We start from the raw sequence: 10,524 nt of genomic DNA on the forward strand, positions 1-10,524 counted from the left end.
TGTACCTTCGGTTGCGACGATGCTGCGCCGAGCGCCGGGGGCCCTGCCCGGGTCGCTGGCAGTGTCACCGGACGAGCAGGAGGGTCGACGGGCAGACCGGTTCCGCCGGTGCCCGGCATCGGTGTATGGAACGTAAGAAGTTCTACCGCTCCGTGTGGTTCTGGGTCGTCATCGTCGTCATCCTGGCCCTCACGCTCTCCTCGCTGCTCGGACGCGGCGGCAACGCCACCGAGATCTCCACAGCCACGGCGCTGACCCAGATCGAGGACGACAACGTCGAGTCGGCGACGCTCAACACCAAGGAGCAGACCCTCGAGCTCGAGCTGCGCGACGAGGTCGAGGGGAGCACCGACGTCGTCGCCTCCTACCCGGTGGCCGTCGAGGAGACGATCGTCGAGCTGCTCCGCGAGGGCGACACCGACGACTTCGACACGAACGTCACCCAGGAGAGCCTCCTGGTCAGCCTGCTCATCGGCTTCCTGCCGTTCCTGATCCTGCTCCTGCTGCTGTTCTGGCTGTTCAACTCCATGCAGGGCGGCGGCCGCGGGGTGATGGCCTTCGGCAAGTCCAAGGCCAAGCAGATCACCAAGGACATGCCGAAGACGACGTTCGCCGACGTCGCCGGCGCCGACGAGGCCGTCGAAGAACTGCACGAGATCAAGGACTTCCTGCAGAACCCGGTCAAGTTCCAGGCCGTGGGCGCGAAGATCCCGAAGGGCGTGCTGCTGTTCGGCCCGCCCGGGACCGGCAAGACCCTGCTCGCCCGTGCCGTCGCCGGCGAGGCCGGGGTGCCGTTCTTCTCCATCTCCGGCTCGGACTTCGTCGAGATGTTCGTCGGTGTCGGCGCCAGCCGCGTGCGCGACCTGTTCGAGCAGGCCAAGACCAACGCCCCGGCGATCATCTTCATCGACGAGATCGACGCCGTCGGCCGGCACCGCGGCGCCGGCATGGGCGGCGGGCACGACGAGCGCGAGCAGACCCTCAACCAGATGCTGGTCGAGATGGACGGCTTCGACGTCAAGGGCGGCGTCATCCTCATCGCCGCGACCAACCGGCCGGACATCCTGGACCCCGCGCTGCTGCGCCCGGGCCGCTTCGACCGGCAGATCGCCGTCGACCGGCCCGACCTCGAGGGCCGCAAGGCGATCCTCACCGTCCACGCGCAGGGCAAGCCGCTCGCGCCGGACGTCGACCTGGAGACCGTCGCCCGCCGCACCCCCGGGTTCACCGGCGCCGACCTCGCCAACGTGCTCAACGAGGCGGCGCTGCTCACCGCCCGGCACAACAACTCGCTGATCACCGACGCCACCCTCGAGGAGGCGATCGACCGCGTCATCGCCGGCCCCGAGCGCAAGACCCGGGCGATGAGCGAGAAGGAGAAGAAGGTCACCGCCTACCACGAGGGCGGCCACGCGCTCGTGGCGCACGCGCTGCCCAACCTGGACCCGGTGCACAAGGTGACGATCCTGCCGCGCGGGCGCTCGCTCGGGCACACCCTCGTGCTGCCGACCGAGGACAAGTACACCCAGACCCGCTCGGAGATGATCGACACCCTGGCCTACGCGCTCGGCGGTCGCGCCGCCGAGGAGCTGGTCTTCCACGAGCCGACGACGGGTGCCGGCAACGACATCGAGAAGGCCACCGCGATGGCCCGGTCGATGGTCACGCAGTACGGCATGAGCGCCAAGCTGGGTGCGGTCAAGTACGGCAGCGGTGACTCCGAGCCGTTCATGGGCCGCGACATGAGCACCCGGCCGGACTACTCCGAGGCCGTCGCCGCCGACATCGACGCCGAGATCCGGGCGCTGATCGAGGCCGCGCACGACGAGGCCTGGGAGATCCTGGTCGAGTACCGGCACGTCCTCGATCAGCTGGTCCTCGAGCTGATGGAGAAGGAGACGCTGTCGAAGGAGGACATGGCGCGGATCTGCGCGCCTGTCGTCAAGCGGCCGTCGATGGCTCCCTACAACGGCTTCGGCAAGCGGACGCCGTCGGACCAGCCGCCGGTGCAGACACCGGCCGAGCGGGCCGGGAACAACGGCCACAACCCCACACCGGTGGGGGACGTCGGCGCGCCCGTCAACCGATGAGCATCGTCCCCGGCGAGCCCGAGGACCGGGTCGAGCCGGCCCTGGACCGCATCGACTCCGCCCGCGCGGAGGCGGCGGTGCGCGAGCTGCTGCTGGCGATCGGCGAGGACCCGGACCGGCCGGGGCTGCAGGACACCCCGGCGCGGGTGGCCCGGGCCTACGCCGAGACCTTCGCCGGGCTCTGGCAGGACCCGTACGACGTCCTGGCGACGACGTTCGAGGAGAACCACGACGAGCTCGTGCTGGTGAAGGACATCCCGATGTACTCCACCTGCGAGCACCACCTGGTGCCCTTCCACGGCCAGGCCCACGTGGGCTACATCCCGGCGGAGGACGGCCGGGTGACCGGGCTGTCGAAGATCGCGCGGCTGGTCGAGGTCTACGCGCGGCGGCCCCAGGTGCAGGAGCGGATGACCCGGCAGATCGCCGACGCCCTGGACGAGGTGCTCAAGCCGCGCGGCGTCCTCGTCGTCGTCGAGGCCGAGCACCTCTGCATGGCGATGCGGGGGATCCGGAAGCCGGGCTCGACCACCGTCACCTCCGCCGTCCGCGGGATCATCCGCGACAACGCGGCCACCCGGAGCGAGGCGATGAGTCTCGTGCTGGGCAGGTGAGCACCGCCCTCCCACGGCCGGGTCGCTGCGTGGTGATGGGCGTCCTCAACGTCACGCCGGACTCGTTCTCCGACGGCGGGTGCTTCTCCGACCCGGCGACGGCGATCGCGCACGGCCTGGCGATGCACGCAGCCGGCGCCGACTACGTCGACGTGGGCGGGGAGTCCACCCGGCCGGGAGCGGACCGCGTGGACGCCGGCGAGGAGTGCAGCCGGGTGGTGCCGGTGATCCGCGAGCTGGCCGCGGCGGGGGTGCGCACGAGCGTGGACACCACCCGGGCGGAGGTCGCGGAGGCCGCGATCGCCGCCGGGGCCGAGCTGGTCAACGACGTCAGCGGTGGCCTGGCGGACAAGCACATGGCCGATCTGGTGGCCGAGGCGCGCGTGCCGTGGGTGCTCATGCACTGGCGCGGGCACAGCCGGGAGATGTACGCCGCCGCGCAGTACGGGGACGTCGTCACCGAGGTCTGCGCGGAGCTCACCGCCCGCGTCGAGGACGTCGTCGCCGCGGGCGTGGCCCCGGAGCAGCTGGTGCTGGACCCCGGGCTGGGGTTCGCCAAGAACGCCGAGCACAACTGGGCGCTGCTGGGCGGGCTGGACCGGCTGACCGCGCTCGGCCTGCCCGTCCTGGTGGGCGCCTCCCGCAAGACGTTCCTCGGCCGGCTGCTCGCCGGACCCGACGGCGCCGTGCGCCCCGCGGGCGACCGCGACGCCGCCACCCTGGCGACGACGGTGCTCGCGGCCGAGGCGGGTGTGTGGGGCGTCCGGGTGCACGACGCCGCCGCGTCGGTCGACGCGGTGCGCACGGTCGCGGCCGTGCAGGCCGCCCGGAGGGGACGCCGTGGCTGAGCACCACACCGACCGCATCACGCTGCGCGGCATCCGCGCCCACGCGCACCACGGCGTCTACGGCTTCGAGCGCGAGCGCGGGCAGCTGTTCGTCGTCGACGCCGTCCTGGAGCTGGACACCGCGCCGGCCGCGGCCACCGACGACCTCGAGCTGACCGTCGACTACGCGACCCTGGCGCAGCGGCTGCACGCCGTGCTGGCCGGCGAACCTGTCGACCTGCTCGAGACGCTGTGCCGCCGGCTGGCCGACGTCTGCCTGGCCGAACCGATCGTGACGGCTGCGGAGATCACCGTGCACAAGCCGCAGGCCGAGCTCGGCGTGCCCTTCGACGACGTCACGGTGAGCATCCGCCGCGAGCGCTCGTGAGCACCGCCGTCCTCTCGCTGGGTGCGAATCTCGGGGACCGCGCCGCCACCCTGCGGAGCGCGCTGGCCGCGCTGTCCGCCGACGGGCTGGTGGCGCACTCCGACCTCTACGAGACCCCGCCCTGGGGTCCGGTCGAGCAGCCGCCGTACCTCAACGCGATCGCGGTGGTGCGCGGTGGCCGCGACGCCCGGGGATGGCTCGAGCGGGCGCACGAGCTGGAGCAGGCCGCCGGGCGCACCCGCGAGGTCCGCTGGGGCGCCCGCACGCTCGACGTCGACGTCGTCACCGTGTCCGGGGACGACGGGCAGCCGGTGCGCTCCGACGATCCCGAGCTGACCCTGCCGCACCCGCGGGCGCACGAGCGGGCGTTCGTGCTGGTGCCGTGGCTGGCCGTGGATCCCGCCGCCGCGCTGCCCGGGCGCGGAGTCGTGCGCGACCTGCTGGCGTTGCTGGACCCGGCCGACGTGGCCGCGGTCGTGCGCTGGGAGCCGGAGCCGGAGCCGCGGCCGTGACCCCCGTGCGCCGTCGCGATCTCGTGGTCCTGGCCGCGGGGCTGGCCCTGGCCGCCTGGCTGCTGGTCCGTTCCGTGTACGGCGACCTGCCGCCGCTGCACTGGTGGCTGTCGCTGCCGCTGGCCGTCCTCGCTGTCGCCGAGGGGCTGGCCGCGCGCACCCTTCGGTCCCGGCTGGCCGCGGAGCGCGCGGCGCGGGCCGGCCGCGGTCCCACCGGCCGCGACGCCGCCGCCGTCCGGCCGGTCGAGCCGATGCTCGTGGCGCGGCTGGCGGTCCTGGCCCAGGCCAGCGCCTATGTCGGCGCGGTGTTCGTCGGCGTCTGGACCGGGGTGCTGCTGCACGTCGGCCCGGCGGTGGGGCGGTTGCAGGCGGCCTCCGGCGACACCGTCACCGCGTCGCTCGGCGTCCTCAGCTCCGCGGCCCTGGTCGCGGCCGCGCTGTGGCTGGAGAGCGTGTGCCGGGTGCCGCCGGACGACCAGGAGCCGACCGGCGGCGTCGCGGCCTGACTACACCGCGCCCGCGGTCTCCGGCACCGCCCCCTCGACGGACCGGCGCAGCGCCGCGTGCAGCGACTCGGGGGTGAGCACGCCGAGGAACCTGTCGCCGTCCAGCACCGCGACCCAGCCGGCCTCGTGCTGGAGCATGGTCGCGAACGCGGTCTTGAGCGAGGCGTCCGCCGGCACCCACGCCTCCATCCGGCGGCAGGCGTCCCGCACCGTGCCCGACCCGGTGGCGCGCTCCGCGGAGAGCCAGCCGTGCAGGTTCTCCCGGTCGTCGAGGACGACCGCCCACCGGGCGCCCACCCGTTCCAGCGCGCTGCGGGCGTCGGCCAGGCCGTCGTCGACGTGCACCACCGGCGGCTGCTCCAGGTCGGCGACGTCGATGGAGGTGACCGCCAGCCGCTTGAGCCCCCGGTCGGACCCCACGAAGTCGGCGACGAAGTCGTTCGCCGGCCGGCCCAGCAGGTCGGCCGGGGTGGCGAACTGCTCGACCCGCCCGCCGTGGCTCATGACCGCGATGCGGTCGCCGAGGCGCACGGCCTCCTCGATGTCGTGGGTGACGAACACGATCGTCTTCCGGACGGCCTGCTGCAGGCGCAGGAACTCCGACTGGAGCCGCTCGCGGACCACCGGGTCGACGGCGGAGAACGGCTCGTCCATGAGGAGCACCGGCGGGTCGGCGGCCAGGGCGCGGGCGACGCCGGCCCGCTGGCGCTGCCCACCGGAGAGCTGGTGGGGGTACCTGTCGGCGTGCAGCGACGGGTCCAGGCCGACCAGGTCGAGCAGCTCGGCCACGCGCTCCCGGATGCGGGCGCGGTCCCAGCCGAGCAGCCGCGGCACGGTGCCCACGTTCGCGCGCACCGTCTGGTGCGGGAAGAGCCCGACGTTCTGGATGACGTAGCCGATCCGGCGGCGCAGCCGCACCGGGTCGACCTTCGTGACGTCCTCGCCGCCGATCAGGATCCGGCCGGTCGTGGGTTCGATGATCCGGTTGATCATCTTCATCGTCGTCGTCTTGCCGCAGCCGGAGGGGCCGACGAGGACCGTGAGCTCGCCGGCGGCGAAGGTGAGGTCGAGGTCGGCGACCCCGACGGTCCCGTCGGCGTAGACCTTGCTCAGGCCCTCGAGCCGGATCTCCTCGGCGCCGCCGGGACCTGCGGGCGACGGTGGGGGAGCAGTAGCGTCCACGACGTGACCTCCCTGGGACGCGCTCGGTGCTGAACGCGGCAGTGCTCGCGGCGGAGGAGGCGCCGAACCCCTGGTTCGACCCCTCCTACGTGGTGGACAACTGGAACTCCATCATGGGCTACCTCGGCGAGCACGTCAGGCTCACGATCGGCGCCGTCGTCCTCGGGACGCTCCTCGCGCTGCCCCTGGCCGTGCTGGCCCGGCGCAGCCGGTACCTGTCCGGGCCGGTCCTCGGCCTGTCCACGCTGATCTACACGATCCCGTCGCTGGCGATGTTCGCGTTCGTCGCGCCGATCACCGGCCTCACGGCGACGACGGTGCTGGTCGGGCTGGTGCTGTACTCGCTGGTCATCCTGGTGCGCAACTTCCTGGCCGGGCTGCAGGGCGTCCCCGACGACGTCCGCGAGGCCGCCCGCGGGATGGGCTACGGCCCCGTCCGGCTCTTCTGGCAGGTGGACCTCCCGCTCGCGCTGCCGGCGTTCATGGCCGGGATCCGCATCGCCACCGTCTCCACCGTCGCCCTGACCACGGTGGGGGTGATCGTCGGGCACGGCGGGCTCGGACAGCTCATCACCGGCGGCTTCAACGCCAACTTCTACCGGGCCGAGATCGTCACCGGCGCCGTCGGCTGCGTGCTCCTGGCGCTGCTGGCCGACCTGCTGCTGGCCGGCACCGAGCGGGTGCTCACCCCGTGGACCCGGCGGGCCGCGACGTGAATCTGCTGGGCGAGGCGTTCCGCTACCTCAACGACCCGTTCAACTGGACGCGGCGCGGCGGGATCCTGGAGCTCCTGCTCGAGCACCTGCGCATCTCCGCCCTCGCCGTCCTCGCCGCCATGCTCGTCGCCCTGCCGATCGGGATCCTGCTCGGGCACACCGGCCGGGGCGGCGGCTTCACCGTCGCGCTGTCCAACGTCTCGCGGGCCGTCCCGACCCTGGCGCTGCTCACGATCTTCGCGGTCACCCCGATCGGCTTCGGTCCGACCGCGACCACCATCGCGCTCGCCGTCTTCGCCATCCCGCCGATCCTCACCAACGCCTACGTCGGGTTCCGATCGGTCGACAGGGACGTCGTGGAGTCGGCGCGGGCCATGGGCATGAACGGCCGGCAGGTCGTCGTCCGCGCCGAGCTCCCCCTCGCGGCGCCGCTGCTCATGACCGGCATCCGTACCGCCGCGGTGCAGGTCGTGGCGACGGCGACCCTGGCCGCGCTGGTGGCCGGGGGTGGGCTGGGGCGGATCATCACGCTGGCCTTCGCGCAGCAGAACTACGGCGTCGTCCTGGCCGGCGCGATCCTCGTGGCCGTGCTCGCCGTCCTGACCGAGCTGCTCCTGGTCGCGGTCTCGTGGGCGCTCACCCCGGGGGAGAAGCGGCTGCCGTTCCTCTCCCCGCCCCGGTCCACCGCCGAACCCGAGCCCACGGCCTCCGGCGTCCCGTTGTAGCCCTCGATGGCAACGGATCCGCCACGGATGCATCCATCTGTTGATCCCGAGCCGAACGACGAGTTGCATATCGGTGCGGGATCCCTCCCGCCAGACACGCGTGGCCCGTCCGGGGCCACGGGACACAGAAGGCGGGTTCCATGCGCATACGTCGACTGCTCCTCCCGCTCGCCCTCGCCGCTGCCCTGACCGCGGCGTGCGGGGAGTCCGGCTCCTCCGGCACCGGTGGTGACTCCGGCGGCAACGAGGCGTCGGGGGACGCCTGCGCCCCGATCGCCGGCGACCAGCTCGTCGTCCTCGAGGACGACGAGGACCTGCAGAACGCCGACAACGTCCTGCCGGCCGTCAACGCGGCGACGGCGGAGGCCAACCCGGCCCTGCTCCCCGCGCTGGACGCCGTCTCGGCGCAGCTCACCACCGACGACCTGATCGAGATGAACGCCGCCGTGGACGTGCAGCGGCAGAGCGCGGAGGACGTCGCCGCCGCCTGGGTGGAGGAGAACGGCGTCACCGAGGGCCTCGAGCAGGGCAGCGGCTCGATCGCGATCGGGGGCGGCAACTTCTCCGAGCCGACGATCCTGGCCAACATCTACGCCGACGTGCTGGAGGCCGCCGGCTTCGACGCCTCGGTGCAGGCCACCGGGAACCGGGAGCTGTACCTGCCGGCCCTGCAGCGCGGCGAGATCCAGGTGCACCCCGAGTACCTCTCGACGGTGACCGAGTTCCTCGAGGGCGACGACGAGAACCAGGTCGCGTCCAACGACGTCCAGGCCACGTACGAGGCGCTGCAGCCGCTGGCCGAGGAGGCCGGGCTGGTGTTCGGCGAGCCCGCCGAGGCGGCCGACCAGAACGCCTTCGCCGTGACCCAGGCGTTCGCCGACGAGCTCGGCGTGAGCACGCTGTCGGAGCTGGCCGACGCCTGCGGGGACGGATCGCTGGTGCTCGGCGGCCCGGGTGAGTGCCCGACCCGCCCGTTCTGCCAGCCCGGTCTGGAGGACACCTACGGCCTGGAGTTCGCCTCGTTCCAGGAGTACGACGCCGGAGGGCCGCTGACCAAGGCCGCGCTCCAGCAGGGCGAGATCTCGCTCGGCCTGGTCTTCAGCTCCGACGGCGCCCTCGCCCAGCAGGACTGAGGCGGCTCCACCCTCACCGCGCAGCGTCCTCCCTCACCGCCCGCCACGAGGGAGGACGCTCGACGATCAGGTCACCTGATCGTCGCCGTCAGTACCAGCCGCCGGGGGGCAGTTGCTCCCCGGCGGCGACCGGCGCGGCGATCCGGTTCCCCTCGGGGGCCAGCGGGCACGACCAGCGCGGGTCGTAGGCGCACGACGGGTGGTAGGCGAAGTTGAGGTCGACCACCAGCCGGTCGGCGTCCCGGCCGAGGTCGGCGCCCTTCACCGTGTCGAGCAGGTAGCGGCCGCCGCCGTAGGTGGTCGAACCCGCGGTCCCGTCGCGCAGCGGCAGGAAGACGCCGCCGCCGTACCCGCGAAGCCACCACACGTCGATCCGGCCGAGATCGCCCGGGGCCACCGTGCCCATCCGGTCCAGCCGCACGGTGCCGTCGTCGGCGGTGGGGATCTCCAGGCGCTGCGCGGGGGCCGGCTCGACCGTTGACTCGAACCGCAGCGCGGGGTCGTACGGGGCGTAGGGGAGGCCGCGGAACGCCGCCCGCGCCGCGGCGTCCAGCGGCGAGTCGGGGTGGCCGGCGAAGAGTTCGTCGCGGCCGTCCCGCCACGTCCGCCAGCCCGTCTCGGGGTCGGCGGCCGCGCGGGCCGCGGCGTACAGCGCGGCGACGCGGCGCCGCCAGTCCAGCAGCGACAAGGTCACCGGACCACTCTGTCAGCCGCCTGCGCACCACGCCCCCGCGACCGTCGTCGGAGGTCGAGGAGGGGTGGCGCGCGCCGCTACTCTTGGTGCATGCCCCGACGCGAGACCGACGACGCTGCCGGGGCGTCCAGCGTCCTCGGCGTGCGCGCGCTCCCGGCCGTGGGGGGTTTCCTGCTGGCCGCCGGCGCGACGCTGGCGGTGTTCCTCACCGACAACCCGCAGCTGCTGCGCATCGCGGTCGTCGCCGTGGCCTGGGCCTTCGTGCTGGCCACCTTCGCGGCCGGGCGCCGCGGCGGTGACCGCGCGGCCGCCGCCGCCCGGGAGGCCGAGCTGCGCCGTGCCTACGAGCACGAGCTGGACCTCGAGGTGGCCGCCCGGCGCGAGTACGAGCTGGAGCTGGAGAACGAGCTGCGGCGGGAGACCGAGGAGGCGATGCGCGACGAGCTGGACGCGCTGCGGGGCGAGCTCGGCGCGCTCGCCGACCTGCGCGACGAGGTGGCCCGGGTCGCCGCGCTGCGCGAGGACATCGCCGCCCTGGGCTCGCTGCGCCACGAGCTCGGACAACTGCACGAGCTGCGCGACGACATGGGCCGGCTGCGGGCCGAGCTCACCGAGCAGCTGTCCTCGGAGATGCTGGTCGAGCGCATCATCATGCGCACCCAGGCCAGCCGGCTCCCCGGCGAGGCCGGTCGCCTCGAGGGCCCGGCCCGCCCCGTGGAGGGCGCCGTCCGGAGCGAGGAGTCGCCCCGGGCGCTGACCGGCGGCTGGCCTGCCGTCCGGCTGGACGAGCCGTGGGAGACCCACACCTCGTCCTCGTGGACGTCGCCGCCTCCGGCCACTTCTCTCTTCCAGGGGCCGCAGCCCGCGCGGCTCGGTCCGCCGCCGTCGACCGGGAGCACCACGCCGACCGAGCCCTCGCGCGCCGAGCGCCCGACTCCCGAGCCCCCGACTCCCGAGCGGCCGCTGGGCCCGGCGACCACCGCCTTCCCGCTCAGCCCGCCGCGGCCCGCCGAGCCGGTGCCCTCACCGATGGACTGGCTGGCGTCCCGCTCCTTGCTGGACGACCCCGCCCCGCCGGAGGCGCAGCCGCTGCCGCCGGTGCCGGCCTCCCCGACACCGCAGCGCCGCCGCAGCGAC

The 10,524-nt window shown here is 73.8% G+C and carries 12 protein-coding genes; 10 read left to right on the forward strand and 2 right to left on the reverse strand.

All coding sequences use genetic code 11. From position 1 onward, the window contains the following. The first annotated feature begins 125 nt into the window (after positions 1 to 125). The 6 genes from ftsH to A6V29_RS04285 are packed head-to-tail and all read left to right on the forward strand — an operon-like array spanning position 126 to position 4,937. On the forward strand, positions 126 to 2,090 hold the full coding sequence (gene ftsH / locus A6V29_RS04260) for an ATP-dependent zinc metalloprotease FtsH (RefSeq protein ID WP_137159144.1): 1,965 nt from the start codon (positions 126 to 128) through the stop codon (positions 2,088 to 2,090). Beyond that, positions 2,087 to 2,704: a GTP cyclohydrolase I FolE gene (folE, locus tag A6V29_RS04265; RefSeq protein WP_137159145.1), complete on the forward strand. Its 618-nt coding sequence runs from the start codon at positions 2,087 to 2,089 to the stop codon at positions 2,702 to 2,704. Before ftsH ends, folE begins: the two co-directional genes overlap by 4 nt. Then, a complete protein-coding gene (gene folP / locus A6V29_RS04270; RefSeq protein WP_249933011.1) occupies positions 2,701 to 3,552 on the forward strand; it encodes a dihydropteroate synthase in 852 nt (283 codons plus the stop codon). The genes folE and folP overlap by 4 nt, the downstream gene beginning before the upstream one ends. After that, positions 3,545 to 3,919, forward strand: a complete 375-nt coding sequence (folB, locus tag A6V29_RS04275; RefSeq protein ID WP_137159146.1) for a dihydroneopterin aldolase — start codon at positions 3,545 to 3,547, stop codon at positions 3,917 to 3,919. Before folP ends, folB begins: the two co-directional genes overlap by 8 nt. Beyond that, complete coding sequence (gene folK, locus A6V29_RS04280) at positions 3,916 to 4,431, forward strand: 2-amino-4-hydroxy-6-hydroxymethyldihydropteridine diphosphokinase (protein ID WP_137159147.1); 516 nt, start codon at positions 3,916 to 3,918, stop codon at positions 4,429 to 4,431. The genes folB and folK overlap by 4 nt, the downstream gene beginning before the upstream one ends. After that, positions 4,428 to 4,937 carry a DUF3180 domain-containing protein gene (locus A6V29_RS04285; protein ID WP_137159148.1) on the forward strand — a complete coding sequence of 170 codons (510 nt, stop codon included), beginning with the start codon at positions 4,428 to 4,430 and terminating at the stop codon, positions 4,935 to 4,937. Before folK ends, A6V29_RS04285 begins: the two co-directional genes overlap by 4 nt. Here the strand turns inward: A6V29_RS04285 and A6V29_RS04290 are convergent, their stop codons facing one another. Then, complete coding sequence (locus A6V29_RS04290) at positions 4,938 to 6,119, reverse strand: ABC transporter ATP-binding protein (protein WP_137159149.1); 1,182 nt, start codon at positions 6,117 to 6,119, stop codon at positions 4,938 to 4,940. A gap of 26 nt (positions 6,120 to 6,145) precedes the next feature. Here A6V29_RS04290 and A6V29_RS04295 point away from each other — a divergent pair, with 26 nt between their 5' ends. The 3 genes from A6V29_RS04295 to A6V29_RS04305 all read left to right on the forward strand — a co-directional run bounded on the left by A6V29_RS04295 (position 6,146) and on the right by A6V29_RS04305 (position 8,693). Continuing rightward, the gene (locus A6V29_RS04295) at positions 6,146 to 6,835 is read left to right on the forward strand and encodes an ABC transporter permease (RefSeq protein ID WP_170977682.1); all 690 of its coding nucleotides are present in this window, start codon (positions 6,146 to 6,148) and stop codon (positions 6,833 to 6,835) included. Next, a complete protein-coding gene (locus A6V29_RS04300; protein ID WP_249933012.1) occupies positions 6,811 to 7,560 on the forward strand; it encodes an ABC transporter permease in 750 nt (249 codons plus the stop codon). The genes A6V29_RS04295 and A6V29_RS04300 overlap by 25 nt, the downstream gene beginning before the upstream one ends. Positions 7,561 to 7,700: 140 nt before the next feature. Beyond that, entirely contained in the window at positions 7,701 to 8,693 is a 993-nt protein-coding gene (locus tag A6V29_RS04305) for a glycine betaine ABC transporter substrate-binding protein (RefSeq protein ID WP_137159150.1), read from the forward strand. 88 nt (positions 8,694 to 8,781) lie between these two features. On the opposite strand, the gene A6V29_RS04310 is transcribed toward A6V29_RS04305, so the two are convergent. Continuing rightward, entirely contained in the window at positions 8,782 to 9,387 is a 606-nt protein-coding gene (locus A6V29_RS04310) for a DUF1684 domain-containing protein (protein WP_137159151.1), read from the reverse strand. Between the two features lie 90 nt (positions 9,388 to 9,477). Here A6V29_RS04310 and A6V29_RS04315 point away from each other — a divergent pair. Further along, on the forward strand, positions 9,478 to 10,524 hold a 1,047-nt coding region (locus A6V29_RS04315), incomplete at its 3' end, for a DUF6779 domain-containing protein (protein WP_137159152.1).

The sequence above is a fragment of the Blastococcus sp. CCUG 61487 genome (genome assembly GCF_005222955.1).
GTDB lineage: Bacteria > Actinomycetota > Actinomycetes > Mycobacteriales > Geodermatophilaceae > Blastococcus.